This is a genomic window from Sinorhizobium garamanticum, assembly GCF_029892065.1.
In the GTDB taxonomy this organism is placed as follows: domain Bacteria; phylum Pseudomonadota; class Alphaproteobacteria; order Rhizobiales; family Rhizobiaceae; genus Sinorhizobium; species Sinorhizobium garamanticum.
This window is the reverse complement of the sequence record NZ_CP120375.1, coordinates 44,892-70,877: the sequence shown is the minus strand read 5'-3', so window position 1 is coordinate 70,877 and position 25,986 is coordinate 44,892. Positions and strand designations below refer to the sequence as shown.

The 25,986-nt window shown below is 57.3% G+C and carries 16 protein-coding genes and 14 pseudogenes; 13 read left to right on the top strand and 17 right to left on the bottom strand.

Features of this window, described 5'->3' with window-relative positions; all coding sequences use genetic code 11:
- The first annotated feature begins 31 nt into the window (after nucleotides 1–31).
- Nucleotides 32–1,036, top strand: a complete 1,005-nt coding sequence (locus PZN02_RS29530; protein WP_280663585.1) for an NADP-dependent oxidoreductase — start codon at nucleotides 32–34, stop codon at nucleotides 1,034–1,036.
- Between the two features lie 408 nt (nucleotides 1,037–1,444).
- Here the strand turns inward: PZN02_RS29530 and PZN02_RS29525 are convergent.
- The 7 genes and pseudogenes from PZN02_RS29525 to PZN02_RS29495 form a co-directional block, all read right to left on the bottom strand.
- Nucleotides 1,445–2,481, bottom strand: a pseudogene (locus tag PZN02_RS29525) (IS110 family RNA-guided transposase).
- A gap of 461 nt (nucleotides 2,482–2,942) precedes the next feature.
- Nucleotides 2,943–3,251: pseudogene (locus PZN02_RS29520) on the bottom strand (transposase); the annotation flags it as partial.
- Nucleotides 3,250–3,495: pseudogene (locus PZN02_RS29515) on the bottom strand (hypothetical protein); the annotation flags it as partial. The pseudogenes PZN02_RS29515 and PZN02_RS29520, both read right to left, overlap by 2 nt.
- A gap of 58 nt (nucleotides 3,496–3,553) precedes the next feature.
- A pseudogene (locus PZN02_RS29510) lies at nucleotides 3,554–3,622 on the bottom strand (hypothetical protein); the annotation flags it as partial.
- A gap of 101 nt (nucleotides 3,623–3,723) precedes the next feature.
- Nucleotides 3,724–4,731, bottom strand: a pseudogene (locus PZN02_RS29505) (3-hydroxyacyl-CoA dehydrogenase NAD-binding domain-containing protein); the annotation flags it as partial.
- 92 nt (nucleotides 4,732–4,823) lie between these two features.
- Nucleotides 4,824–4,919 (bottom strand): annotated as a pseudogene (locus PZN02_RS29500) (3-keto-5-aminohexanoate cleavage protein); the annotation flags it as partial.
- A gap of 632 nt (nucleotides 4,920–5,551) precedes the next feature.
- The gene (locus PZN02_RS29495) at nucleotides 5,552–6,019 is read right to left on the bottom strand and encodes a hypothetical protein (RefSeq protein ID WP_280663584.1); all 468 of its coding nucleotides are present in this window, start codon (nucleotides 6,017–6,019) and stop codon (nucleotides 5,552–5,554) included.
- An 813-nt stretch (nucleotides 6,020–6,832) separates the two neighbouring features.
- On the opposite strand from PZN02_RS29495, the gene PZN02_RS29490 reads away from it, so the two are divergent.
- Complete coding sequence (locus PZN02_RS29490; protein ID WP_280663583.1) at nucleotides 6,833–7,612, top strand: SDR family NAD(P)-dependent oxidoreductase; 780 nt, start codon at nucleotides 6,833–6,835, stop codon at nucleotides 7,610–7,612.
- Between the two features lie 308 nt (nucleotides 7,613–7,920).
- On the opposite strand, the gene PZN02_RS29485 is transcribed toward PZN02_RS29490, so the two are convergent.
- Nucleotides 7,921–8,961 carry an isopenicillin N synthase family dioxygenase gene (locus PZN02_RS29485; protein WP_280663582.1) on the bottom strand — a complete coding sequence of 347 codons (1,041 nt, stop codon included), beginning with the start codon at nucleotides 8,959–8,961 and terminating at the stop codon, nucleotides 7,921–7,923.
- A gap of 665 nt (nucleotides 8,962–9,626) precedes the next feature.
- Between PZN02_RS29485 and PZN02_RS29480 the strand changes: the two genes are divergently transcribed.
- The 3 genes and pseudogenes from PZN02_RS29480 to PZN02_RS29470 all read left to right on the top strand — a co-directional run.
- Complete coding sequence (locus PZN02_RS29480) at nucleotides 9,627–11,681, top strand: acetate--CoA ligase family protein (protein ID WP_280663581.1); 2,055 nt, start codon at nucleotides 9,627–9,629, stop codon at nucleotides 11,679–11,681.
- Between the two features lie 463 nt (nucleotides 11,682–12,144).
- On the top strand, nucleotides 12,145–13,044 hold the full coding sequence (gene bcoG / locus PZN02_RS29475) for a 3-dehydrocarnitine:acetyl-CoA trimethylamine transferase BcoG (protein ID WP_280663580.1): 900 nt from the start codon (nucleotides 12,145–12,147) through the stop codon (nucleotides 13,042–13,044).
- A 441-nt stretch (nucleotides 13,045–13,485) separates the two neighbouring features.
- A pseudogene (locus tag PZN02_RS29470) lies at nucleotides 13,486–13,915 on the top strand (transposase); the annotation flags it as partial.
- A gap of 56 nt (nucleotides 13,916–13,971) precedes the next feature.
- On the opposite strand, the pseudogene PZN02_RS29465 reads toward PZN02_RS29470, so the two are convergent.
- The 3 pseudogenes from PZN02_RS29465 to PZN02_RS29455 form a co-directional block, all read right to left on the bottom strand.
- Nucleotides 13,972–14,318, bottom strand: a pseudogene (locus PZN02_RS29465) (transposase); the annotation flags it as partial.
- A gap of 66 nt (nucleotides 14,319–14,384) precedes the next feature.
- Nucleotides 14,385–15,038 (bottom strand): annotated as a pseudogene (locus tag PZN02_RS29460) (ATP-grasp domain-containing protein); the annotation flags it as partial.
- A pseudogene (locus PZN02_RS29455) lies at nucleotides 15,038–15,298 on the bottom strand (transposase); the annotation flags it as partial. The pseudogenes PZN02_RS29460 and PZN02_RS29455, both read right to left, overlap by 1 nt.
- Before the next feature lie 69 nt (nucleotides 15,299–15,367).
- Here PZN02_RS29455 and PZN02_RS29450 point away from each other — a divergent pair.
- Nucleotides 15,368–15,625, top strand: a pseudogene (locus PZN02_RS29450) (transposase); the annotation flags it as partial.
- Between the two features lie 90 nt (nucleotides 15,626–15,715).
- Here the strand turns inward: PZN02_RS29450 and PZN02_RS29445 are convergent.
- A pseudogene (locus PZN02_RS29445) lies at nucleotides 15,716–16,935 on the bottom strand (IS110 family RNA-guided transposase).
- Between the two features lie 267 nt (nucleotides 16,936–17,202).
- Between PZN02_RS29445 and PZN02_RS29440 the strand changes: the two are divergent.
- A pseudogene (locus PZN02_RS29440) lies at nucleotides 17,203–17,427 on the top strand (transposase); the annotation flags it as partial.
- A gap of 402 nt (nucleotides 17,428–17,829) precedes the next feature.
- Here the strand turns inward: PZN02_RS29440 and PZN02_RS29435 are convergent.
- Nucleotides 17,830–17,991 (bottom strand): phosphopantetheine-binding protein, encoded by a 162-nt coding sequence (locus PZN02_RS29435; RefSeq protein ID WP_280663579.1) that lies wholly within the window; start codon nucleotides 17,989–17,991, stop codon nucleotides 17,830–17,832.
- A 600-nt stretch (nucleotides 17,992–18,591) separates the two neighbouring features.
- On the bottom strand, nucleotides 18,592–19,296 hold the full coding sequence (locus PZN02_RS29430; protein WP_280663578.1) for a response regulator transcription factor: 705 nt from the start codon (nucleotides 19,294–19,296) through the stop codon (nucleotides 18,592–18,594).
- A gap of 94 nt (nucleotides 19,297–19,390) precedes the next feature.
- Here PZN02_RS29430 and PZN02_RS29425 point away from each other — a divergent pair, with 94 nt between their 5' ends.
- On the top strand, nucleotides 19,391–19,645 hold the full coding sequence (locus PZN02_RS29425; RefSeq protein ID WP_280663797.1) for a hypothetical protein: 255 nt from the start codon (nucleotides 19,391–19,393) through the stop codon (nucleotides 19,643–19,645).
- Here the strand turns inward: PZN02_RS29425 and nifH are convergent.
- Nucleotides 19,610–19,848, bottom strand: a pseudogene (gene nifH / locus PZN02_RS29420) (nitrogenase reductase); the annotation flags it as partial. The gene PZN02_RS29425 and the pseudogene nifH sit on opposite strands and share 36 nt — an antisense overlap.
- 367 nt (nucleotides 19,849–20,215) lie before the next feature.
- On the opposite strand from nifH, the gene PZN02_RS29415 reads away from it, so the two are divergent.
- Nucleotides 20,216–21,067: an IS110 family RNA-guided transposase gene (locus PZN02_RS29415; RefSeq protein WP_280663577.1), complete on the top strand. Its 852-nt coding sequence runs from the start codon at nucleotides 20,216–20,218 to the stop codon at nucleotides 21,065–21,067.
- A gap of 27 nt (nucleotides 21,068–21,094) precedes the next feature.
- Here PZN02_RS29415 and PZN02_RS29410 read toward each other — a convergent pair whose 3' ends face one another.
- A complete protein-coding gene (locus tag PZN02_RS29410) occupies nucleotides 21,095–21,244 on the bottom strand; it encodes a hypothetical protein (RefSeq protein ID WP_280663576.1) in 150 nt (49 codons plus the stop codon).
- 278 nt (nucleotides 21,245–21,522) lie between these two features.
- Here PZN02_RS29410 and PZN02_RS29405 point away from each other — a divergent pair, with 278 nt between their 5' ends.
- Together PZN02_RS29405 and PZN02_RS29400 are read left to right on the top strand one after the other, a co-directional pair.
- The gene (locus PZN02_RS29405) at nucleotides 21,523–21,690 is read left to right on the top strand and encodes a hypothetical protein (protein ID WP_280663575.1); all 168 of its coding nucleotides are present in this window, start codon (nucleotides 21,523–21,525) and stop codon (nucleotides 21,688–21,690) included.
- 313 nt (nucleotides 21,691–22,003) lie between these two features.
- A complete protein-coding gene (locus PZN02_RS29400; RefSeq protein ID WP_280663574.1) occupies nucleotides 22,004–22,516 on the top strand; it encodes a GNAT family N-acetyltransferase in 513 nt (170 codons plus the stop codon).
- Nucleotides 22,517–22,950: 434 nt separating this feature from the next.
- Here PZN02_RS29400 and PZN02_RS29395 read toward each other — a convergent pair whose 3' ends face one another.
- Nucleotides 22,951–23,397: a transposase gene (locus tag PZN02_RS29395; protein ID WP_425336381.1), complete on the bottom strand. Its 447-nt coding sequence runs from the start codon at nucleotides 23,395–23,397 to the stop codon at nucleotides 22,951–22,953.
- A gap of 263 nt (nucleotides 23,398–23,660) precedes the next feature.
- Between PZN02_RS29395 and PZN02_RS29390 the strand changes: the two genes are divergently transcribed.
- Nucleotides 23,661–24,305: a class I SAM-dependent methyltransferase gene (locus tag PZN02_RS29390; protein ID WP_280663573.1), complete on the top strand. Its 645-nt coding sequence runs from the start codon at nucleotides 23,661–23,663 to the stop codon at nucleotides 24,303–24,305.
- 307 nt (nucleotides 24,306–24,612) lie between these two features.
- Nucleotides 24,613–25,983 (top strand): MmgE/PrpD family protein, encoded by a 1,371-nt coding sequence (locus tag PZN02_RS29385; protein WP_280663572.1) that lies wholly within the window; start codon nucleotides 24,613–24,615, stop codon nucleotides 25,981–25,983.
- The last annotated feature ends 3 nt before the right edge of the window (nucleotides 25,984–25,986 follow it).

The window sequence follows — 25,986 nt, the reverse complement described above, 5'->3', positions numbered from 1 at the left end:
TGTGGCGATGATCGGTTCTGAGGAGAAAGTCATGGCTACCAACCCAAGCTGGTTACTTCAAAGTTACCCTTCGGCAATGCCGACAGCGGAGAACTGGGCTCTGGAAGAACGCCCAATTCCCGAGGCCGCGGACGGCGAGCTCTTGGTAAAGACCTTATGGCTCTCCGTGGACCCCTATATGCGAGGACGTATCAGCCCAGCGAAGAACTATGCTGCTGGTTTCAAGCTCGGTGACCTCATGCGCGGCGGTGGTATCGGCGAGGTCATGATATCTGAGTCTCCAGACTTCAAACCAGGCGACATCGTGATGAGCGACCATTTTGGATGGCAGCCGTTCAGCGTCGTTCCAGCCGCATCGGCGGAGCCAGTAACGACTACGGACGCTCCGATGCAGTCTGCGCTAAGCTATCTCGGTATGCCGGGTCTCACCGCCTACTTTGCCCTGCTCAAGACCGGAAGACCAAGGGTAGGCGAGACGGTGTTGATCTCTGCGGCCGCAGGAGCGGTGGGACAGATCGCGGGACAGATCGCACGGATAAAAGGGTTCGACCCAGTCGCTGTCGCAGGCTCGGACGAGAAGTTGGAATGGTGCAAGGAACTCGGATATCGGACAGGTGTCAATCACCGAACCTCGGCTGATCTGGTGGCGGATGTCGCCACTGCGTGCCCCAGCGGGGTGGATGTCTTCGTCGACAATACCGCTGGGCCAATCCACGACGCGGCGATGCTCAACCTCAACACGTTTGGCAGAGTGGTGGTGGTTGGCACCATCGCCCTGGCTGACCGGTTTGACCAGCCTGACATCGGTTTAAGGCATCTCAGGAGAACGCTAATCACCCGCGCTAGGATTGAGGGATTTCTGCTGGACGACCACGAGCGCGAATATGAGACGGCAATTGCCGCTCTGCTCTCCTGGTACAAACAGGGACTGCTCCAGACGAGGGAGGATGTCGCAGAGGGGATCGAAGCCGTGCCCCACGCTTTCGTCCGGATGTTAAAGGGAGAAAATTTCGGAAAGCAGTTGGTCAAGCTATGACTCGAAGCTTCCAACTTACCTGAACCAAAATTGGCTGCTCAGGGTCGAAGGAAGCCGTTCTTCTCGAGCCCTGTGCACGGCTTGTTGCGGGGATGTTCACGTTCTGGGCTAAAAGATGGTGTTGTCTTCTCTATTCGGCGTGGTGAGGTCAAGCACCTTCTGACTGTCCGTATCCTATGGTTGATGTCTTCGCAGTATCGCGCTTCTCTCCGGGATCGGCCTGTGTGGCCCTCCCATGATGGGACCAGAAGAATGGGGCGGAACAATCTAATCGGCGACCTGATCGCGATGAGCGACCGCAACAGACAACCACGCGAACTTACCCCATCCGTCGTCCTGCGAAGGACATCTTTCCACCGGCGGCGGAATCTTCTTGTCTCCTCTGGTTCTCGTTACCCTGGTTGCTGATTACGCAGCGACAGGCAAGCTCTCCCGCGTCCAGCAAAATTCGGTTCCGTCACTCCACATGCGATGCATGATCACCGCAAGCCGTCGGGCCAAGGCTACAACCGCCTTTTGCCTGCCGCGGCGTTTGGCGATATTCATCGCCCAGGCTTTTAGCCACGACCATTTCTTAACATTTGCCAGCAGGACTTGCGCTGCTTCGTAAAGCAGGGATCGCATCATCGCGTCACCACAACAGGATACTCGCCCGACCCGTTTGCTTTCACCAGACTCGTTCAGTCTCGGCGTCAGGCCGAGCACAGAACCGACCGCTTTTGAATGTGCAAACCGCTCAGGAATATCGATGGTTGCCGTATAGGTGAGTGCGACAACGGGGCCGACGCCGGGGATCGTCGTCAACCGGCGACAGACTTCATCCTCACGGACCAAATCCAAGACCTTCTTGTGCAGCCTGGTGAACTCTTCACGCAGCAGTTTGCGTGCAGTCAACAAAGGCTGCATGATTTCGCGAAGATCAGGCCTGCCTCCGACGAGCTCATTGATCCGCTCCTCGAATTTGACCTTGCCGACCAATCCGACTTTCAGGCCGAAGTTGCGCAACAATCCGCGAATGTCATTCTCGATGGCGATGGCCTTTTCTTGCAAGAGTTTGCGCGCGGTCAGCAATGCCCGGTGCTTCTGGCTCGTCAGTGTCTTCACGTGCACAGGCCGATAGAGATTGACGCGCATCATCTGGGCTATGCCACGCGCATCGTTGCGGTCCGTCTTGTTCGGTTGGGCTTTCAAAAATGCCTTGGCGTGCGTGGTCTCGATGCAGATCACGGGCAATCCTGCCTTCGCAAGTCCTTCATAAAGCCATTGCGACAGTGGTCCGGCTTCAAGACCGATCCGCTCAATCTGCCACTCCGGATCCTTGATCACCAAGATCAAATCCTCAGGGTGGGTAGCAACCTTCGTCTCCCTGCAAATCTTGCCTGTTTCATCAACAATGCAAACGGCGTCTCCTTCACCGACACATCCAGTGCACAATAGTTTTTCATGCTGCGCTTCTCCCGTTGATGCTTGAGACTGTTGAGAGACATAACCTCGTTTTACCATCAGCCAGAAGCGCAGCACGACAATCGACAATGATCAACGATGAGGCGCAAAGCCGAATATCCCATCTAATCGCTCGGCATTGATCAAGCTCTTTTTGACATGCTCAACCACGTCCGACCGAGCATCGTTCGACCGGACGAGTGCCAAAACGTGGATGTGCGAACCGCTGTTTCGTGTTGCGTTGTTGATGACGTTTGCCGCGAGCACGGTTGTCTGCGCGGTCGATGCCTGATCGCCGCATGAAGGGTTTTCGCCGGAGGGATCCTCCAATGTAACGGACGCAGTATGGACGTGGTACACGTTCACCTGCCAACACCATCTGCGGAATGACCCGACCTACGTCCCGGCAGGGACGTTTCAACGCATCCGATAAGGCGGACTCAATTCAGAATGCCTGGTGAACTCAGGCAGTCATGCCGGCGGATCGGTCAAAAAACTCGCCGGTTGTCAGCATTCTGTGCATTATCACGGATAGCTTGCGCGCCACAGCAACTGCTGCTCGTTTGAAGCCGACCTTCTCTCTGAGCTTCATCCCCCAGGCACGAAGTGAACTGTCAGCATGGGCTCGGGTCAGGATCACCGTAGCGGCCTCATAAAGGAGGCCACGCAGATGACTATCTCCCCGCCGAGAGATGTGGCCGTCATAGTCAACTTCCCCGGACTGATACCGCCTTGTTGTCAGTCCTAGCCATGCTCCCACAGACCGGGACGATGACCCGGACAAGCGAGTGCCGCGGGTCGGTGATTGCGATCTGACCATCGGCTGCGGCCAGACGTGGACGGGGGTCGCGCCAACGGCCATCCTTGCTATAGGGCTCGGTCACCTTACCCTTGCGCGTGATCTCGCCCTTGACCGCGTCCAGCACGTGAAGATCGCCGTCCTCGGTCAGGATGTAGGCATTGCGCGGCGTTGCAGGATCGAGCAGGAAATCGACCCTCCGGGTCGGAAGCTCGATCCTTTAGCTTCGCAATTTCCGAAGCCAGTTTCTCGTTCGTGCTGAGATCATTCATCGCGACCTTCGCCCCGGATCTTGCGAGCCTGGTTGCGGTGGCAAGACCGATACCGGAGGCTGCTCCAATCACGAGAGCTCTTTTATTCTACAAATCGAAGTTGATCATACTACTGGCCTGTTTGGAAATGAGTTCTAACACAAGATGTTTGCGTCATGGCTGCGTGAAATGCCGTCGGCTTTCGGAGCGATCTTCCAAAGGTGGGCTTCGAAGTCAGCCAAAAGTTTTCCGGCACCCCAGCCGCGCCCCTCATCTCCTACTTTCAGTGCCTGCAAAATTCCGACCAGGTTCTGGTCGCGGATTCGCTCGAGGTCTCGAATACCGCGCTGCCCGGACTGGGCGTCGGACTGGCTCGCGATCTTCTCGATGAGCTCAGCGTCGAGATCAACGACATTCGTTAGTTTGGTCCACGGCCACGCGAGGCAGGGACCATACTTGGAAAGGAAGTCGCGCATGCCAGCCTCACCACCAGCAAGGCGGTAGGTCTCGAACAGGCCCATTTGCGCCCAGCGCAGGCCGAACGAGTATCGAATGACGTTGTCTAGTGTTTCGGTGTCGCAGATGTCATCCTTGATCAACCAAAGGGCTTCACGCCACAAAGCCTCCATGAGCCGGTTGGCCACGAAAGCATCAATCTCTTTGTTGATTATCAACCCGGTCATGCCGATGGTGGTCAACCGAGCTTTGGCATCGTCAAGCGCTGCCCGCTTCGTTTGGTTACCGCCAACGAGCTCAACAAGCGGCAGCAAGTAGACTGGGTTGAACGGGTGTGCGACGAACATCCGCTCCGGATGCTTCATGTCTTTCTGAAGATCAGTCGCCATGAGCCCAGAGGTCGAAGATCCGATCAACGCTTCTGGATCGGCGGCGAGATCGATCTGGGTGATCACACTGCGCTTGAGGTCCAGTCGCTCAGGTACGCTTTCCTGGATCCAGTCGGCGCCCTTAACAGCCTCCTCAAGAGAGGAGCAAAAGTTCAATGCTCCCCTCTTAGGAAGCGGCGCGTTTGTCAGAAGCGTATAGGCGTATTCCGCATTTGCTATTACCTCGCCAACGAGGCGTTTAGCCTCGGGGCGGCGAACGTAAACATTGACGTCGACGCCGGCCAAAATGAAGCGGGCGATCCATCCGCCACCGATGACACCGCCGCCAATGCTGGCCGCCTTTGTAATTTGAGCCATTGAAGTTTCTCTTTCTCAGTTAGATGTGTGATCATTCCGGACATTCACTTCAGCAGGTCGCGAGGCCCTGCCGAAGTGAGGTTTGATGCCCATTACCGCTTCGTAAGCTTGAGTTTACGGCGAACTTCCTCCGGACCGATGATCCTGGCACCCATGTTTTCGACTATGTTGGCAGCCCGCTCGACCACCAGCGACGCTCCACCCAAGAACACTGCACTTTGCGGCGCCAACATGCGCTTGAGACGCTCCCGCCTAATCTCTCGTTTGCTATAGTAATTCAAAACCTTGACTCCCATGATGGTGGCGACGGCATGGCGCAGCTCAAGCTCCGGGTACGCGCTTCCAAGCTCCCAGGGCGGCTCCGTGTTACCGAAGGCGCTGATCGGCTGAAGGGGCGTTAACAACATCTTCCATTCTCCACCTATTCGGAGAGCCGCGTCTACTCACCTTCTCGACGCCGTTTAGCCGTCACACCGATAAAGCTCCATTACGGTCCAAGTTTCCTCGGCGGAAGAGACGAATTCTCCTTGTGCGAAATAATCGATGGAACTTGGAAAATACCATGTCAGCTGAGGATATCAACTTAGCAAGCACCGATTTACGCATACCTTATATTAATTTAATGCGTCCGTAATTATTGCAATCAGAAATTCACTTGTATTTGATATCGGCTCATAAAAAAATATTCAAAATATTAGATTTAGTAGGCCATCAAAGGTTCAGCATAGAGTTTCGACGTGGTTTTCATTATACGCTTCCTCATCAAGTGTTTGGAAACATTGGGAGTTGGTTTCCTGGCGGCGGGTGACACGGGCGCCCTTTACGTCACATCGCGCCAACAACGCGTCCTCAAGGTCAGAGGCTTTTTAATCTGATGGGGAGCGCCTGGGACAACCTGTTCGGCTGGCACGCCGGCCATAATCAGCCGGCGGATACGAAGGGCGGTTACATTACACGCCTTTACAGCTTCGGTCAGCGTCAGCCATTGGGGGACAGGCTTCGCAGCACCTTTCCAATGATAGTAGGTTTGCTCTGATATGCCGGCGCTCTTGATAGCGTCCTTGAGGGTGTTTGCTTCGCTGACTTGCGTCTCGATCAGCCTGAGCTTCTCGCTCTCCTCTTGCTCGCTATACCCCCTGCGTTTGGCGGCCGGCGGCTTTGATTGAGCTGGTTCGGAAGCCGCCTTCTGAGGGCGTGGCGACCTCCGCTTCTTAGCCGTTGGCGCTTTCACTTCTGCGTCCGCCGCTACCGCCGCAGCAACTGGTCCCGCATTACTCTCGTCAGCCATCAGCAATTCCCTCCTTTAGTCATCGCCTGTTTTCGGCTGAGTGCTCCACAGAGTCAACACAACCATCAGAGTCCTGCTTTACGGATGGTTGATGTTTGGCTTGTGCCTGGAGCCTGACGATGGACGGTGAAAGGCTCGCAGCTCTCACCTGAAATAAACGGCTCCCTGCTTACCACTATCCTCAATTTAACGAACGTGGTGACCCCAGCAAGTTTCGCGCAGGTTCGGCGCGAGCGCGAACGGTGTCGCGTATGATGCCGCAGGGCACCTTCATCTAGAGAGCACGCCCGCCGTACGGCCATGCCGCGGAAGTCCAGGACAGCAAACGTTGGCTAGACCCGTAGGTCAAGATGGCAGGACATGAATCCAGTGCCGTGACCTAGCACCTCTCGGTAGCCGACCTGCTAACACACCACCTAATTTTCGTTTCGAGGGGCGCCGCAGAGCTGCCGGCGAACGACGTCCTGCAGCATCTCCCGGTCCAGCGTCAGTTTATGCATATTAACTGCACGCTCCACGGTCCTACCGCCTATGTGACACCAATAGAAAGGCGGACTCAGATTGTCCAAATTGGTCCACCAATGTCGCGATATTAGAGGAAGAAACCCAAGCAGTTTGTATACTTGATCCGTTGGAGTTTGCGGCTTTAGCTCCGAGAATTAACTTAGTACATGAGGCGCTGAAAGAAATCGCCGCACGAAACACCCAAATTCCAGGCGGAGGGGCGCGCCACCCGAATACATCTCAAAAGCTAATCTGAACCGCGCCCATTAGCTTGGCGAGAGCAGTGTCAAATTTCTACAGGAAAACACCATGACCAAAGTGGCAATTGTGACAGGATCGGCAACGGGCATGGGTGCGGCTTGTGCCATCGACCTCGCGGCGCGGGGCTGGAACGTCGCGATAAACTATACTCGAAGCAAGAAGGAAGCCTACGAGACTTATGCCAAAGTCAAAGCGCAAGGCGTTGAAGCTATCGTTGTGCAGGCCGACGTGGGGCAGGATGCAGATTGCCGCAAACTGGCCGCCGAGACCCTGAGCGCATGGGGGCGCATCGATGGGCTTATCAATAACGCTGCCACCACAAAGTTTCAAAAAGCCGGCGACCTTGAAGACGTCGCACCGGAGGATTTCGACCGCATATTTCGCGTGAACACAACCGGCGCTTTCATGATGAGCCGTGCTGTGTTTCCGGCCGTGAAGAGACTATGGGAGGAAAGCAAAGAACGCAGCGCGATCGTAAACGTGTCCACCAATGCCACCCTTACCGGCAACGGCAGCTCACTGCCCTATGTGCTGTCAAAGGGCGCCTTAAACACTCTTACCGTGATGCTTGCACGCTGGCTCAGCCCTGCCGTTCGTGAACACCATTTGCCCCGGTTTCATCCAAACCCGTTGGATGCTAAATGGCATCGCGAAATTGAATACAACAGGATGAAAGAAGACGAGGAACAGCGTACGCCTCTACGCCAGGCAGGCACACCGGAACAGATGTCCGAGGCTGCGCTGTTCTTCCTGACGGAAGCATCAAACATTAACGGTCAGATCATTGTTGTTGATGCCGGTGACCATCTTGGACTGTTACCGCGGTAGCGCCGCCCTCGACCAATGGGTCGCCGATCCAGCCGGCACCGAATTGGATTCTCTGGCCAAGAGCCGCGACATCGACGCCGTCAAAGCGGTCACCCCCATCCCTGGAGCACAAGTCCGGTCGAAGGCCAGGTCAACCGCCTCAAGACACTCAAGCGTCACATATACGAATGTACGGACGGGGCGGCGGGCCGCATACCGGCTGCTGCGAGCCCCTTGTTGGCAGCCGAATACTCCAGGCGGAGATGGCGGGGCCGGAAGCACTACTCTGCACCAAAAGTGCGGAAGGGCCTCAAATTGCCGCTGTCTTTCTAAGGAAGCGCGGGTCCGCTCGGCCGACCCGTAGGGCCGGTGGCGTGTTCCCTATGCAAATGCGGAAGACTCTCGACGCACCGTGCAAACTTGTGCGCGCCGCAGGTGATCGGCTGATAACGCGCCGGGCTATCGTTCGAGACGCAGCTATCCAGGGGTGCGATGACCGCGTCGTGGTCGGCATCAACGAAGAACGGAAGCGAATAGCGTTCCCGTCCGGAAATGTTCACCACCCGATGCACGTTGGCGAGGTAGCGATCGTTGGTTAGTTTCTGCACGAGGTCGCCGATGTTGATGACGAAGGTGCCGGGGATGGGATTAGCCTCGACCCATACGCCGTCGCGGCTCATCACTTGAAGTCCATCGACGCTGTCCTGTGCGAGAATAGTAAGGTTGCCACGGTCGGTATGCGCGCCCATGCCGATGACCTTCTCGTCGACTGCTCCACTCTGAGGCGGATAGTGTAGCAAGCGCTGGATGGAGATTGGGCTCTTCATCTGTGGTTGGAAGAAATCGGCTGACAGATCAAGGCTGAGTGCGATGCCACCCAATATCTTGATCGAAAGCTCCTTCATCGCCTCGTGATACGAGAAAACGGTCACCCGAAATCCGGGTAAGCTGGTCGGCCACTGATTAGGCCCGAAGAAGGGACTCTCGAGAGTCTGCCGCTCGGGACCAATATCGAAGCACTCCTTCAAGTCGTTGGTTTTGTCCGGATCGCTGTTCTCGCCGAAAAATGGGATATATCCCCGCAATGCCACGCCTGAATTGCTGATATGCAACCTCATCTTCTCCTCGGCTGGCAAATCGAAGAATGCTCGAGTGTGGGCAAAGGTCTCGTCTATCAACCGCGCAGGCACACCGTGGTTCCTGATGTACACGAATCCGGCATTGGCCAGCGCCCATCGAATTTCCTTCGCCACCCTTCCCACGTCGCTTCCGTCCACAAGGGGGGCGAGGTCGAGGAGTGGAACTTTATCGAAGGACTGTCGCATTGCCTGAAGGCTTTCGTCGAGCTGGGCGAGGTTCGATTCAATCATGGTGCATCATCCATAGAGAGTGTGTGCCAGTGTCATATTGCGCGACGCGGTTTGCCCCGACGGGAACTTTAGGGACCAAAGACGTCCTCCCGCCGCCGCAGTGAAGAGCCGCTGCGCCCGGATAGACTGAGGCAGTCGGAAGAGATTGCTCGTTGGAGTACTCCCCTGAGTCCAAACTCGTCCAATTTGCGTCAAAATCTAGATCGGAAGCCGTTTAGCTGAGTGTAGCAAGATTGTGGGAATTAAACAAGGAGCTGACGGAACAATAATGTGCCATGTTCGTTAAGATATGTATAGGTTTTTGTTTGTCTAGTTAAGGATATTACATTTGCTTTACCAGAAGAAGAACGCAATTTAACAAATATGAACTTGAAAGTAATTCTAGAAGGTTCAATCTGTTCGGAGAATTTTTGGTCACTTGGAGGAGCTCTTTTGGAATTCCGGTCGTATGAGCTTAATCCAATAGTAGCTCAGGCAAATAGGCGAAGCATGTTGACTGACTGGCAACGAAACTCTTGCCGTCAAAACTCCATGGTTGCGCGACGCTCGAAAAGTCGTCCCGATACCGACGTGGTCACGCTCGCCGTCGCGGTGACGAAACTGACGGGGGGCTGTCCAGACCGGCCGCCAAGACCTTCTGATTGAAACGAATGCGTGAGGCGACAGTGAACATCGAATCCCAAAAACTTTCGCAGTCGATCGACGGCCTTTTCAACCCCTGTTCCGTCGCGCTGGTCGGCGCGTCGTCGACCACGACCAAATGGGGCTTTGCGTATGCCCGCCAATTGCTCGCGGGTGCCTCGCGGCGTCGCATTCATCTGATAAATCAACGCGGCGAGACAATTCTCGGCCAGCAGTCCTACACGTCCCTGCGCTCGCTTCCCGAGACGCCGGAACTTGCCGTGATCTGCGTACCGGCCCCGCATGTTCGACAGGCGATCAACGAGGCGCTGGCGATCGGAACCCGTTACCTCGTCTGCATCACTGCGGGCTTTGGCGAGATCGGCGAAGAAGGCCGCCGCCAGCAGAACGAACTCCGGGACCGCATTCGGTCAGCCGGTGCGCGTCTGGTAGGCCCGAATTGCGTGGGCCTTTACGACGCTGCCGCCAATCTTGAGTGTACCGCCTTCTGGAAGCTGGCACCTGGCGACATCGGGATCATCTCGCAAAGTGGAAGCGTCGTCGTGGACCTGGGCGCTCGCCTTCCACGGGAAAACCTCGGCATTTCTCGGGCCGTGTCCCTCGGGAACCAGGCCGATCTCACGGTCGAGGAATTCGTCGAAGCCTTTGCGCTCGATCCGAACACGCGCGTCATCGTCGCCTATGTTGAGGAGTTTCGCGATGGCCGCCGCATGTTTGAGGCGATCGAGCGTGCCCGACAATTGGGCAAGGAGGTAGTGCTTGTTGCCCCTCGTGCCGGCGAAGCGGTGAGGCGTAGTGTCACCTCCCACACCGGCTCCATGATCTCTAACGAAGACGTTCTCGCAAGTCTTTGCGCAGACCTAGATGTTGTTCGCGTACGCGGTATGGGCGATCTGTTCCTGGCGCTGCGCTGCTTGAGCGCCCCTGTACGGGCACTTGGTCGGCGCGTTGCCGTGATAGCGGACGGCGGGGGTTTCGCCACGCTTGGAACGGACTCAGTCGTAGAGGAGGGACTTGAGGTTCCGGCCTTTTCGCCAGCACTTCGCGCCAAGCTTACAGAAATAATGCTTCCGGGTTCTGGGGCTAGCAATCCAATCGATTACGTCGGGGCTCTTGATTTGGCCAGCTTCAAGCCGGTTATCAGCGCCATTGCTTCGTCCGGGGAGGTTGATGCGATTCTGCTTAACGGCGCGTACAACGATGCGGCCGGCGCGGCCCCTGAATCAGAAGCCGCCGTCGCGACTGATATCCGCGAGACATGCCAGAAACATGGGATTGGGTTGTCTGTGGCAACCATGATCACAACTGAGCCGGCAATGGTAGCGTTCGCGGCCGACCGGGTGCCCGTTTGCGATTTTCCTGCGGAGGCGGCGCGGCTTCTCGCTCTGGGGCGCATTCGCAAGGCAAAGCGGCAATTACCGAAGATCGAAACGACGGCGGCCTACCTTGGGGAAACCCACTACATTTCAAGTCGGGACGCGCTTGCCGCCGGTGGAATAGCGTTCACGCGCGCTATCCACGCCCGCGACTCGGACGAGGCCGCGATCGCGGCCAACAAGATAGGCTACCCCGTGGTGCTCAAGGCCCTTGGGATCCTGCACAAGAGCGATTCAGGGGCAGTCGTTCTGGAGATCAATGACGAGGCGACGTTGCGGGCGAAGGTCGAAACACTCACCGGTCAGCTCAATCCGACCGGCTTCAGCGTCGAGGAGATGATTGTCGAGCGCGACGGCGTGGAGTTGTTGATCGGGGGTCTCCGCGATCCGGCGTTCGGACCTACTGTCGTGGTCGCCGCTGGCGGCACCAAGACCGAGATCTGGCGCGACCGAGTCGTGGCGCTTGCTCCGGTCAGTGAAGGAGCCGCCCGGCGCATGCTGAGCTCCTTGCGCATTGCACCGCTCTTCGCCGGTTTCCGCGGTCGCCCGCCGCTCGATCTGTCTGACGTGACGAAAGCGGTCGCGGCGATCTCGCGGTTCATATCGGATCACCACAACGTGCTGGAAGCCGAGATCAACCCGCTCATCGTCGGGCCCACTCGCTGCATCGCAGTCGATGCGAGGATTGTAGCCGCTCGATAGGCGAACGCGGAGGCACACGTGCATGGTTTCTGGACAAAACACGGCTGGTCGCAATGGTGTCGTGCCGCAGAGGCATCTTCCGCTTGCCTTCCAAGGCGATAGCCCACCCTTGCTCGAAATTCCGCCGGAACGAACGTTCTGTGGCGACGGCCCGGATCAAGCTCGGTCCGGCCAACGGTGCCGCGCCTGCTGCAGTGTTTGGCCTCGTCCGGACGGCTGAGCGCCTTCGTTCTCGATGAGCCCACCGACGCATTCCACGGAGAATGTGGCACAGATGCTTGCCAAGGCGCTCCCGCCCCATGTTTGCGCTAAGTCGCCGATAAGAGATTTGATCTCACGCGGGCCGACCACGCTGTTTTACAGTCGATAGTGGATTCGTTCGGTTGGAGCGGCTTGGGCCCTGCCAACTAGTCGCAGCGCCGTGCTCAATAAAGTTCCGATTTCATTGATAGGAGTAAATGCAATGCCGCTCGCTATGAATCGCGAAGTCTTTATAACATGCGCGGTTACCGGTAGCTCCGATACCGCCGGAACGACTCGAAATGTACCCCGCTCGCCAAAAGAGATCGCGGCTGCCGCTATTGAAGCAGCAAAGGCTGGTGCTGCCGTCGCGCACATCCATGTTCGCGATCCCGAAACCGGTGCACCCTCGCGGCGCAACGATCTTTACAAAGAAGTCACCGACCGTGTTCGGCAGGCCAGCACCGACGTTGTGCTGAATATAACGGCCGGGATGGGAGCAGACGTGGTTGTCGGCAGCGTGGAACAACCACTTCCACTTGCCCCATCAACCGACCTTTGCGGCGCCACCGAACGCTTCAGCCATATCGCCGAATGCCTTCCCGAGATCTGCACTCTCGATTGCGGCACCATGAACTTCAACGTCGGCGACTTCGTCATGACCAACACGCCGGCAACACTGCGGGCCATGGCTAAGATGACGGCCGATCATGGTGTTCGGCCCGAAATTGAGGTCTTCGACACTGGGCACCTTTGGTTTGCCAAGCAACTGGTCGAAGAGGGTTTGATCGAGGATCCCGTCCTGGTCCAGCTCTGCATGGGAATTCGCTGGGGAGCGCCCAATGATTTGAATACTTTTTTAGCAATGGCCAACAGCGTTCCTGCGAATTGGACGTTCTCTGCCTTTTCTGTCGGCCGCGATGCAATCGCGTATCCAGCAGCGGCGGTGCTTGTCGGTGGCAATGTCCGTGTTGGCCTCGAAGACAATCTGTACGTGAGCAAGGGCCAGTTTGCTACAAACGGCCAGCTAGTCGAACGGGCTGTGAATGTCGTCGAGAACATGGGAGCGAGAGTGGTTGGACCGGAAGAGGTTCGGGAGAAACTGAAGCTCACGAAGCGGTAAGCAAAGAGTTACCGAGAGCGCCGAGAGGGTGTTTATCGCCGGCTAGCGTCGCCTTAACTGGCAATAAACGCAGTTCGGACATCGGTGTGTTTCAGACTACGTCCGGCATGGTTATCAGGCCCCAACGCTCGCGATGTTGGGCAGCGGTGCGAAAGTCGCAGGGAAGATGCAAGAGATTCGCGCTGTAGATGGAACGAAGCGCTGATACTGCCCGCTGGTGGCGGAAAAGCAGAGGCCGCTCTCAAAGCTGGCGCGCCGGGCGAGCGCGTGCCGTCGCCGCTAATCGGCTTACGCCTGCAAGGTGAAGGCCGCGGCCGAGAATGCCGAGCGTGCTTACGAGCTGATGGTTCGGCATTAGCGGACAGAAGCGGCGCACGAACGCAAGGAGACTGTCAGGAATTTTGTGCGTGAGGGTCATGATGATGGAAAGGAGATCATCGCATCGCCATTGAGAAGGAACTTCTGGACCGGTTGCTTGCCGGACGCGAGGCACAGGAGCTGTTTGTCAAGGACGGTTTGCTCAATGATCTGAAGAAGGCGCTTTCTGAGCGGATACTGAACGCCGGCTTGAACGATGATCTTGACTAGAAGCAGGCCGAGGAACGGGCGAACCGTCGCAAACGGACATTCGAAGAAGACAGTTCTGCCGGGCACGTCGAAGCTCGAACTTTCGATCCCGCGTGACCATGCCGGCTCTCTCGACCCGGACAAGTATCAGCGTCGCTTTCCTGATTTCGACGCCGAGATCGTCGCCATGTATGGGCGCGGCGTGAGCGTGAGCGAGATCCGCGGCCACCTGGAGGAACTCTACGGTATCGACGATTCGTCGGACCTGACCTCGGCCGCCACCGACGCCGTGTTCGTCTCAATTATCCGGAGGACAGCGGCGGAGCGTTGCAATCGCTCGTGCGCTAGAGTCTGTCAGATCTATGTTGAAGCGTATCCTGCATGCCTGAGATAGGCGGCGCATTCGTGCGGGCTGAACGCCATGAGCACTTCGCCGACACGCCGCCATGTGGCCTCGACGCTACGCTCGTCGGCTTTGCGCAGCAGGGTCTCGAGTTTGGCGAACATCATCTCGATCGGATTGAGGTCGGGGCTGTAGGGCGGCAGGAAGAACAGATGGGCGCCGGCGTCGCGGATGGCGTTGCGCGCCGGCTTGCCCTTGTGGCTGCCGAGATTGTCGAGAATGATGATATCGCCGGGACTGAGAGTTGGCGCCAGGCATCGACCCAGACGGTGAAGGCGATGCCGTTGATCGGGCCGTCGAGCATTTAAGACTGACCGACTCTAGCGATGAGCCTGATGTGTTGCTTTTCGATGAGCCAACCTTAGCGTTATTATAAGGCCGCAGGCCGCTCCTGTTCGCCAGGGGTCGAAAATGGTGTAATCGACCAATTGATTAAGTCGACGGCACGATGAAGTATCGCCTCGGTCTGAGCAAGGCTGGGTGAAGCGGCGATCACATATCCGATACACTCTGGGAGACCGCCTTTCCTGACGATCGGCGTGTTGGGTTCAACATACAATTTGACCTCGGCGACACCTGAGACGGCAGCCGCCCGGCTGCCGCCAGCGATCCGATCGAGGTTGCCATCGCTATCAGCAACTAGGAACCGCACGGCCGCAGTATGCGAGTGCCTGCTGCGTAAATCCCATTCATCGCCGATGACAAGCTTGATGTGCTCGGTCACAAGATCGATGCCGTAGGCCAGTTGAACCAGTTGAGGACCCGTCGCACCACCAAGACGCGGGTTGACTTCAATGACGACTGGGCCACGCTGCGTCCATCGGAATTCAATGCACGTTGGCCCCCAGCCAAGGCCAAGAGCTCGCAAACAGCTTAGCGAAATATTAGCGATTCGCTCCTGCTCGTCGTCAGTCAGCACGGCCGGACAGCTGAACTCACGATACACGAAATGCGGTGGAGGGCCGAAGTGACCGCCGGAAATCGCAATAACGTCATCTCCCATTATATCGGCGACATAGTAGGGTTAACCTGAGCCTCGCGTACCAGCCGACGGTCATGAACAATCCCGAGGAGAAAGCCCGCAAGCATGAGCCGGACGGCCACTTCCGGATCAATGCCGGGTCGGCCGACGCCCTTTGAGTAAAGTTCGGTGACCTCATCGTGCAGCCAAGAGAGGTCGAGAACCCTATCGACCTTGACCAGGATGTGATCGTCAGGAACCAAATCCCGAAGCGAGCCGCACATGTACAGTTCAAGCTGATCGCGTTCTTTACGGCCGAGCATCGTGGAGGCTCCAGAGAATCACAGATTACTCAATTGAATCAGACGCATGAGACTTCTTCAACAGCCTCGGTCCACTTCATGCGCAACGTTCTCGCCCACGCCGGCAAGAGCGGCCGCCGTGTCGTCTCCGCCTTCATCGCCACCGCCTTCGCCCAGGAGACGCCAGAAGCCGCCAGCGCTCAATGGCGCGCCGTCGCCGACCAGATCCGGCCGAAGGTGCCCAAGCTCGCCGCCATCATGGATGATGCCGAAGAAGACGTTCTCGCCTACATGACCTTCCCGAAGGAGCACCGCGCCAAGCGGCACTCGACGGATGAGATCGACAAGCATTTTCGCACCGGTCATGGTATTTTACCTTGGCGCGGGCGACCTCGTGGCGAAGCGCGACGCATCGGCTGAAAGTGTCGCCAGGCCGCCTTATTCGAGCCTTGCCGGATTGAGGCGCCCGCGCGCCTTTTCCTTTGGCTGGCGCGGGCGCCATGCGCCAATGAAGCGTTCGTAGTGCTTCTCGGCCCGCTCAGCGACGCGCATCTCTTGATCGCGAAGTTTCTTGACGTTGTAGGCGTAGGCGGGGCCGCGTCTGTTACCCTTTGTCTGCGGTTGGCCAGCTTGCAATTCCATGCTGCGCGTTTTGTGGGCGACAAGGCTCGGTCGCGCCCAGAAGTAGTCCTTGCCCTTCGTCAGCATATGCCAGCATAGCACCGCCAGCTTCCCTGCCACGGCAACGGCGGCGACCTGATGGCCGCGTCTGGCCCTGACCCGGACGAAGAAGGCGTGCAAGGGACCTGGTGCCTTCGCCGCTGCCCATGCCGCCTCCACCAGCATCGCGCGGGCATGGCTACGGCCAATCTTGCTGATGCGTCCGTGATGAGCAGCGCCGAGTCCTGATTGATGGACACGCGGATTGAGGCCGAAGTAACTAACCAGCTTCTGGGGGCTCCTGAAGCGGGCGATGTCACCGATTGCCGCCATCAAGCCGGTCGCAACGGTGAGGTTGACGCCGGTGATCGTGAGCAGCCGCTTGACGGCGGGATCATCCATCGTTCCTTCGGCGATCTGCCGATCAAGGATCACGAGGTCCTCGCGCAGCCGATCAAGTTCACGCACATGCCGCTCGATGGCAATACGTTCATCCTCAGGCACAGGCTGGCGTTTAAGCCAGTCCCGGCCTCGACCGTTGAACAGGTCGGCATGCGGGCATTTCGGGATCAGGTGGGCGTGAAGAATGGAATGGACCTCGTTCTTGATCCGGGTCCGATGCCGCACGACCTGGTAACGCCGCGCCACCAGCCGGCGCATCCGCTCGGTTGCGGCATCCGGCGTCCAGATCTCCGGCAGGTAGCCCGCGGCGTACAAGCTGGCCAGTGTGCCCGCGTCGATCTTGTCGGTCTTCACATGCGCATGCGCGATTGCCTTGACCTGCAGCGGATTGGCGATCACCACTCTTTGCACAAATGGTGACAGCACGCGGGACACCGCCATACAGTTCCCAGTTGCCTCTATCACCACTTCGTCTGTTGCCGAGAGGGTCTTGCCAAGGCCCTCCAAGGCTGTTCGCGTCATATCAACACGACCACCATGGCGAAGCCGGCCACTTTCCAGAGAACCAGCTCACCGAACGTTCGGTGGATATCGATTCCGATTATGCGACGCATGTGCAGCTCCTGTCAGATCGAGTGACGGGAGCGGCGGGCGACACGACAACTACGGATCCGCGCTCTCGGCGCAACCGGGCGAGTCGCAGAGGCGGCCAGCTACTAACACGAGCTCGCAGCTCATCCAATGCATCGGCCTGCCCGCACCTTCGTGCTCCCGGTGCCTCTGTCCCGGATGGTCGCACCATACGCTACGATGTTCAGAACCGCAGCCGGATGTTGGCACCGAGAATCTTATACCGGTTACCAACCCGATCGACCAACCCGATCGAGCGCCTCAACGGCGAAATCAAGCGCAGGACCGAGGTCGTCGGCATCTTCCCCAATGATGACGCCATCGTCCGCCTCGTCGGCGCGATCCTGCTCGAGCAGAACGACGAATGGGCTGTCCAACGCGCCAGATACATGACGCTGGAAACCATCAGCCAGATGAGCGATGATCCGCTCATCAGCCTGCCAGCCGTGGCGCGCTGATCATCCCGGCCCATGCCGGAGAACGCGGCGACCAAAGCCGCCACCTACACCACTTCCTGGGACATGATCCGGCAAACTGATAAGGGCCTCGCGGTTGAACACCCTTGACGGCCTCTACGTGTTCCCGTGCCATCTCCAGAATGCTCAGGTGAGACTTCACCATTCAGACCGCGCCTGCAGGCCGAAGAGCGGCTCTCCGCGCCAAGTGCCCTAGCAAGAGGCGTATATAGGAGTACATGTCCCCCAAGCGGGTGGGGCAAAACCAGAGGCGTGCGTGAACGGCCGAATTGTATCGGCCCAATGCGTTCGGACGTGCGCTTCTATGTATCTCCGACAGGGCCATCGCGATCCCTCTTGGTGTCTGGTGTTTCAGCAGCAGGAAGACAGCCTATCTCTCCTCCGTTAGCTGCTCGACGCGGTCGAGTAACAACTTAAGGCGCTCAACGAATCGCCACCAAGATCAAAGAAGCTGTCGGTCGAGGCAACGTCATCCAGGCCTAGAGTGTCCCGATAGACCGCCGCAATTTGGCGGTCCAAAGCTGGCGCACCAGAGATCTGAGCCACAATCGGGCTGCGTGGTTCTTCGTTCTCAGTCGGGCGATCGATGGATCTGGCTGCAATATTTAGGCTGATTCAGATCGGCAATTTGTCTATGCTCCTTGGTCTCGACCGCATCGAGGCAGTAACGCTTGCGATCAAAAGGATAAGGCGGAAGGGGAGCACGCTGGGGTGTCTGATGTTTGCGCAGACCAGACCAATCAACGAGAACGCCGCAGGTCCAAAGCTTGCCCAGCGTCTGTAACGCCCTCGCGTCATCGGAGTGCTTCGATACTGGTCCCAAGCGGCAGACTCTCGAGAGTCCCTTCTTCGGGCCTTATCAGTGGCCGACCAGCTTGCCCGGTTTCGGGAGACCGTTTTCTCGTGTCACGAGGCGATGAAGGAGCTTTCGATCAAGATATTGGTGGCATCACTCAGCCTTGATCTGCCAGCCGATTTCTTTCAACCACAGATGAAGAACCCAATTGCCATCCAGCGCTTGCGATACTATGTGAGTACGCTTTTAATGCCACCGACTGCTTCTTTCTGAGTACGTCCTACCTGTGGCGGGTTTTTGAAGCCGCAAGACTTGCCTTTAGCACGACGGAGAGCGCACCCGTTTGCTATTCAGTCGTCCGGCTTCTCAAGTGAGTAGCCAGCCGACCTGACGGTACGAATGACACTGCCGGGCGAGGCCGACTTCAACGCCTTTCTGATCCGGCTGATATGGACGTCGACGGTGCGTGCACCGATATGGATATTGTCCGGCCAGGCCGCGCTAATCAGTTCGTCTCGGCTGAAGACCTTGCCCGGAGCCTCAAGCAAATGCCGCAGAAGGTTGAACTCGATCGGTCCGAGATGGATGTTGTGGCCATTACCGCGAACTCGGTGGGCATCGAACTTCATCTCAAGGCTGCCGCAGCAGAGCCAGCTGCCGTTTTCGATCCCGTTTGAACCCCGCTTCGGCAGCGCCAGTTTCGCCCGCAGAAAGTCAAGCAGCTTGGCCGGCGCGACCGGCCGCACAAAGCTCTCGTCAATGCCCGCCTTCAAGAGGTCGAGGTGCTGATTCTCGGCGCCGGGCGCGATCAGGGCAATAACGGGCAGGCGGGCGGTTCGGGGCTCCCCCTTCAGCCGCACGCAGATTGTTGAGCCTGTCGCGCTTGTTGGCCCGCAATCCAGCACTACCGCCTGGAACTCCCGTTCATCGGTCAATGCGAGTGCCTCCTTCACGCCGCCTGCCGGCTCGCTCGTGAAGCCGTCCTCCCCCAGAATGTGGCTGAGGAACAGATAGAGCTCAGCATCTTGCGAACAAATCAGGACCAGTGGCTTCATCAGCGTACCCCAGAACCAAATCGGTCTCGATCGCCTCGGTTGAGTAGGCTAGCCCCCAAGCATCGTCGATGTTGTATTCGCCGACGACGTTTTCATGGTAGGGGCCCGGCTCGAAGGTTATCTCCGTCTGATCGAAGACCAGGCGCGCATCGAGCCGTTGGCAATGCTGGTGGCCGAACGATTGTGGGGCGCTTGCGAAAACCCTCCGGCGCACCGGCACAATCGTCATTTCGTGCTCCTTGGCCTCCTGCGTGACACCACCTCGATATTGTCGCCAATGCTCCCGATCAGGCATGCCGATCGAACGAGCAACCTTGAGAACATCCTCAAGATCGAGATCCTCTACTGAACCTTCCTTTGCCGAAGGATGAAGAACGGTATCTTGGTTCCTTCGAGTTCAAGATTAGGCAGATGGAGTCGGCTTTTGGCGCTCGCAGCCCACAACAAGGATCTTCTGCCCGAGACCGACAAGTTCGGCGAGCGTATTTAGAGAGGTAGTGGACTTTGCCGATACTCCTTGCAGTAAAATGTGATGTGACGCAAACTTGCCATACTACCTCTTTCCTTCGTTCTATCAATTTGGCAGCTCGCGGGTCACAATGATGTATCAAAACTCGTGCCAATTGGCTGATCGAGCCAAAGGAAATGAATTTTGGTTGTTCTCGGCAATTTAGCTTGGAGCAGACAAACCATCCCGCGACAAGCCTGTGTTGCGGATTCGACAAAGCCAACAGGGTTGTTGGCTCATGTTTGAGTCCGCCATTAAATCCTGGTTCCGGGTCGGCATCGACGCTCTCAGGTTTCGCTTATTAGCCCGTCTGGAAGCCGCTCAAAGGTAAGCGATGGGGTGGACGCCCCCACTCGACGGCATCGATGTGCCAGAATGGTTGCGTTGGAACCATGAAAGAGGGAAGCGTCCATGGAAAAGATTAGCATGATCGGCCTGGATTTGGCGAAGAGAACGATCCAGGTGCATGCAGCCGGAGCTGACGGCACGGTGATTTCGCGCCGAAAGGTGTCGAGTGGCAAACTACTGCAATTCCTGACGAACATCGAACCTTGCACGGTTGCGATGGAAGCTTGCGCTGGCAGCCATCATTGGGGTCGTGAGATTGCGAAGCTTGGGCACCAGGTCAAATTAATCGCACCGGTCTATGTGAAGCCTTTCGTCAAACGGCAGAAGAATGATGCTGCCGACGCGGAGGCGATCTGCGAAGCGGCCCTTCGTCCGGCGATGCGTTTCGTAGCCGTTAAGAGTGCCGCAAAGCAGGCCTCTGCGACGGTGTTCAAAGTTCGTGACTTGCTGGTTCGGCAGAAGACTCAGATCATCAACGCCTTGCGCGGTCACCTGGCCGAGTTCGGATTGGTCGCGCCGTCCCGCGCATGTCGGCACCCTGATTGCTGCCGTCGAAGATCCACGCGGCGCATTGCCGGAGAAGCACGATCGCCATGCCTGGCGTTGATCTCCACGTTGCGCTCACTCGTCGACAAGGTGCGAGAGCTGGATCAGGAGATTGCTCGCAGAGCGCGACGGGACGATGTTGCCAAACGATTGATGACCATACCTGGAGTGGGCCCCGTCATCGCGACGGCTCTTGAGGCGCTTGCTCCGCCAGCAGAGACCTTCACGCGCGGCAGAGATTTCTCCGCCTGGATGGGACTGACGCCGCGCCAGCATTCGACCGGAGGAAAAGCCCGGCTCGGCAAGACCTCAAAGATGGGACCGATATCACTGTCGGATAGGCGAGCGGCGTTCCCTGATGCGATATGAAAAGCGCATCGTTCTGACTTGCCGCCTTCAGGCGAGTCGCGAGGTATCCGTCCAAGGCGCGTCGGTCATCGGGTGGAGCGGCAGCAACCGACTCTTCTTGAACTTGGTCTGCGCTATGATCAACCCGTCGTCTGTCACGTCCGGCAATGGAATGGCGATCGCCTCCGAAACACGCATGCCGGTCGCTGCAATCAGACCGAACATCGTGGCGTAGGTGAGCGATCGGATTCAACCGTCGGGGCCAAGTCGCTGAGCGGCGTCGATCAACCGTCGGATCTCCCCGGGACTATAGATATAGGGCGTGCGGCGCCTGCGACTGGCGCGGCCGAAAAGATCAACGGAGGGAACTTTATGGCGCGGATCTTCGGCCTGCAGAGAGAGGGCGGAGCGACGTACCGTCAACAAGCGGTCGCGAGACGGTCCGTCAGCGTGACACAGCACGCTTTGATGTTTTCGTGCTTCATCAGGCACTGCTCGATTTCGGCGAGCTGGACCCGCATGCCGCGGATCTTAATCTGTCCGTCTTTCCGGCCCAGGAACTCAATCGTGCCATCTGTCTGCGTGCCAACGCTTTGGCGCATCTCACCAATCCGATTTCGGAGTCGCACCAATCAACTATCTGACCTGGTAGTGGACAAAGCGCTCGATCCAGTTAGGCTTAAGGTCGTTCTCAGCTCGGGGATCCACAACGACCATCTCGACCGGGAGAAGCGCTTTTCAGCAGCCTAGGTGTGGTTGGCGACACCTCGGTTCTGCGACGCTTTTATCTCAGCTGCCACGCGCTGGGGTAAGCGCGAATTCTCCCCACCTTTTTCTGTTGAGTGGAACTGAGGCATGAGGCGTCCAACAGAAAAGAGATGGGCACCAGATCATGGAACAAGATGATCAGAAACTGCGGGAAACCGCGATTGATGGAACCAAGAATGGAAATTTCACATGAATCTGGAAACAGAACGTTTATTCATGCGCCCAATACGTCCTTGGGACGCCGAGGCCCTGCATCGCCTGCACTGTGATCCGCTAGTAGTCGAATCGACGATGGGGGGAATTCCGCCAACGCGGGAAATGTCTGCTGCGCGGCTGTCCCTCTATCTTCATGAGTGGGAAACCTACGGTTATGGATTCTGGATGGTTTATGAACGAGAGGACAATGGCGACTTGCGCTTCGTGGGGCGGTCCGGGCTGAAGCGCTTCGATGACAACGCCATTGAAATCGGATGCTCCTTGCTTGGAGCCCGGTGCGGTCAAGGGATTGGGCCGGAAAGCTCTAAGCCAGTGATCGAATTCGCCTTCGCAACCAAACCTATCGATCGGTTGGTCTCTTTCATACGCACGACCAATATACGGTCTATCAGAGCGAGAACCCGACAGGGCTTTACTTGCCTTGAGCCGGTTGTCTTTGATGGAATAAACTATCAGTTCTTGGAATTGCGCCGTCCGCCTCAGTGATGGTCAGCAAACTGCCGCGCTTCGGGCTCAAAGTTGTCCGGGTCAGGTCGCAAGGTCAAATGTCGTCGTCCTGATCCTCAAGATGCTTGAGAGGAAGCATTATAAAGGATTGTGGAGAATTCCGAGAGCGGCTGAGTTTCGCCATCTCGACAATCTGATTGATGAGCTCGGAGATAGCAGGAGATCGAAACGGGTTCTGTGCGTCAACTTCAGCAAATTGGGGCGGTGATGACGGTGGTCATGCGGCGTGATTATTTCGTCGCGACCGAGGATCAGGTTCCTGCCTGCTGCTCATCCGCTCGAGCGATGGCCCGCATGAAAGCAGCGAGTTCCCGAGCTATTGCGGTCACAGACACGGTGCTTGCCACGCGCGATCAGGGCCCTGTAGCGCTTGGTCAGGGGCGCCTGTGCGTTCCAGGCTATGTCTCGCAGCCTCATGTGGGGCTTTCGAAGTAGTTTCCTTTCGCCAGTTTGGCCGGGTAGAGGTAAGTCCAGGCGCTCTCGGCCAAGACGCGGCGCACTCGGGCATTCCCAGTCTGATGATGCCGCCCCGGTCGCACGGCGTCCCCGGTCGAGCGCTCCGAGGGGACAAGTCCGAGATAAGCCATCAGTTGTCGCGGGTTGGCAAAGCGGCGTACATCGCCGATTTCGGCCATGAAGGTGGCCGCACAAATGAGCTGGACCCCACGCAGAGCCTGCAAGCGTTCGACTACCGGCGCGAGTGGCCAGTCGAGCAGGTCGTCTTCGATTGCCTTTTCCAGGCGTGCTACTCTTTCCCGGCACGGCGACTCTGCGAGGACCAACTCCTGCAGGACAGCTTGCTGACTGCGTTCTGAGAAGCTCAGTCCATCCAGCCATTTGAGATAGTTCGTCGCGGCCACTACGAGTAGCCGGGAAAACCGTTAACAAAAGCTTTGTAAAACGCTAAAAAACATACAGAATATTATCATTCAAACGCACTCCTCTATGCAATACTGACCTTGGCCTTCAGGATCGCATTGACTCGCCGACCTGTACAATAACATAGAGGATCACATGAACGTCGAGACGGCGCGTAAGCAAAATTCTTCATTCGAGCCAGACTCATACGTCGGACACGATTATTTGTATTTTGGCGGCGTAAATTCACCCGAGAAAAACCGATTTGGAAGTTGAAGCAATTTGGAAACTACTTTCGCTTAAGGAAGGCGGCCCAGTTCTTGAACTAGGATGCGGCTATGGGCGGATTACCAACCGGCTAGAGGGAAAAGGAGCACGGGTAACGGGGCTGGATACGTCGCCGGTCCTCCTAAAAAACGCCGAAGCAGATACAGCCGAACGCGGGGTAAATGTTGAGTACGTTCTTGGCGATATGCGCTCACTTCCCTGGAGAGATTGCTTTGACGCTGTTTTCCTGTGGTACACAACGTTTGGTTACTTCAATGAAGCGGATAACGAGAAAGTTCTTCATGAAGTCGCCCGTTCTTTCCGAAAAGGGCGGGCGGCTGCTAATCGATCAACTCAATCGCTGCTAAGCGACAAATCGCCTTCGTACGCGATCGTGCGGCGTAACGATGAATTAAGAATGCATATAAGCAACTACGACGCACTAATCGACCGCTGCAAGTCTGAGAGAGCCATAGCCCGAAATGGATGCCTTACACGAATGCGTCTTTCTGTCAAACACTACGGGTTTTCTGAATATGTTCGCATGTTGCGAAGCGCGGGGTTTGAGACTGTTGAAGCCTGTGGGAAGGCGGAGAGTTCAAGTCCCCATGGCCGGCGCCTCGTGGTGGTCGAGTACAAGTAATTGGAGTTCAGGGGCGATCAAAAATGCCACCGATGCTAACCGTAAGCACCACGTGTCAGATTCCCCTGAGCCACCTTAAGGTCTCTGAGCGGCGATGTCACTTTGTAAGCCGTCCGGCGAAAACTCACGGATGCTCGAAGCGGTGCCCGCCCCTTGCACGATCGAAGTGACGCAGGCGCGCGCCCGGGAGCACGCTCTCGTTATCGCAATCGAATAATGAAATAAGCACGATCATAACTATCCGGAAATGCCAGAGAAAATGACATTGCTTAGAGTGGGGAAATCCAAAGAGAACAGGAATGAAGTGATGTTACTGACACAAGACGTTGCCCATACGGTCGCCAGCCTCACATACGACGAACTGCCGGCAGCGGTAGTTGACAAGGCGAAGCTTCTCGTCCTCGACCATGTCGGCTGCATGATCGCGGGAAGCACGAGCCGCGGCGCGAGACAATTGACGCCCTATCTCGCGCGTACCGACTCCGGTGGTCCCAGCACCGTTTTCGGTACCTCACTAAGCTTTCATCCTGCCAATGCCGCTCATGCCAATGGCCATAGCGCCAGCATGCTTAGTCTGGATGATTCCTACGTCCTTTTCGGGCATCCCGGCAACTCCATTATTCCGGCTGCGCTCGCCGTTGCCGAAGAGGTGGACAGCTCCGGCAAGGCGCTGATCGCCGCGATTGTCGGTGGCTATGAAATGTCGCTGCGCCTTGGCACAGCCATGCGGCCTACCGAAGACCGCAATCGCCACGTCAGCGGTCTTGCGACTTGGCAGATTTTCGGCGCCTGCACGGCAGCAAGCCTGTTGCATCGGTTCAGCGCCGAGCAAATCGCCGATGCTTACGGGCTGGCGCCGATGCATGCTCCGCTTCCCTTTGGGGCCAAATTCTATTCCCGGCCAATATGCTTTTTGAAGAACAATTACGGATGGGCGAACAAGGGGGCCATCACTGCGGTGGACCTTGTACGAGAAGGTTTCCACGCGAACCGCACCATCTTCGATGGTGCCGACGGCTTCTGGGTTATGGCCGGTTCCGACCGCTTTGAACCCCAGAACATGCTTGACCAATGGGGAGAGCGCTACTTCATCCTTGAGACCGGCTTCAAACCTTATGGCGTCTGCCGCTGGATTCACACTACGATCGACTGCCTGCGCGCGCTGCAGAAAAGCCATCGTTTCGGCCATGCTGACATCAGGGGCATTCATGTCGAAACCGTGAGGGAGTTCGTTCGCGACTTTAATGGACCCTGGCCGCAATCCACCATCGAGGCGGTGTTTCATATCCCCTATGCGCTCGCTCTCGAACTGCACGACAAGTCCTCCGCGACCGGCCTCCGCGAAGACGATCTGACTGACGAAGGTGTTAAAGTAAGCGCGGCACGGATCAGCCTTTCGACCCTCGCCGGTGCCGATGAGGTATTTTATGCGGAAAGGCTCCTGCCGGCCCGCGTCAGCGTCACCCTGCAGAATGGCAAAACGCTTTCCGCCCAGGCTGAGATTCCAACCGGCGCCCCTGGCGGGCCCGCTTTTGGACAGGCGGAAGTGGAAGCGAAGTTCCTCATGCTCGCGAGCCCCGTCATAGGCGCTGTCAATGCCGCGCGTCTGAAGGAGGCCCTCCTCGAATTGGAGCGCCTCTCCGTCCGCGACGCACTTAGGCCTTGCGCCATGACGTGATCT